The 315-nt window shown below is 56.8% G+C and carries 1 protein-coding gene and 1 pseudogene; both read right to left on the bottom strand.

The genetic code is table 11. The features are described 5' to 3' along the window. Window positions 1-136, bottom strand: a pseudogene (locus tag GVL04_RS24450) (lipoyl synthase); the annotation flags it as partial. Window positions 137-188: 52 nt separating this feature from the next. After that, window positions 189-315: L-serine ammonia-lyase, iron-sulfur-dependent, subunit alpha (locus GVL04_RS24445; protein WP_159709123.1), on the bottom strand; the 127-nt coding region annotated here is incomplete at its 5' end.

Raw genomic sequence — 315 nt, 5'->3', positions numbered from 1 at the left:
CCAGGTTCTTGAGCTGGACAAACTCAGGACCCATCTGGACCTTGGCCTTGATCCACTCGGGCTTACGTTCAACCGGGACCGCCGCGTTACGCGCCTCAACGCGCAGCAACTTACGGCCTTCAGGTGCGAGTGTCATGACGTTCCTTCTTGTTTGTTATCAGCAATCAGTGTGCGGGTGCTCGTGTTTATCAGCATTCGACGACGTTGACGGCGAGGCCGCCCATCGCGGTTTCCTTGTACTTATGGGACATGTCCTTACCCGTTTCCCGCATGGTCACAATGACCTCGTCCAAGGAAACCCGGTGCGTCCCGTCA

The sequence above is a fragment of the Arthrobacter sp. 18067 genome, assembly GCF_902706295.1.
In the GTDB taxonomy this organism is placed as follows: domain Bacteria; phylum Actinomycetota; class Actinomycetes; order Actinomycetales; family Micrococcaceae; genus Arthrobacter.
The sequence above is the reverse complement of the archived record's forward strand: the minus strand, read 5'-3'. Positions and strand labels throughout refer to the sequence as shown.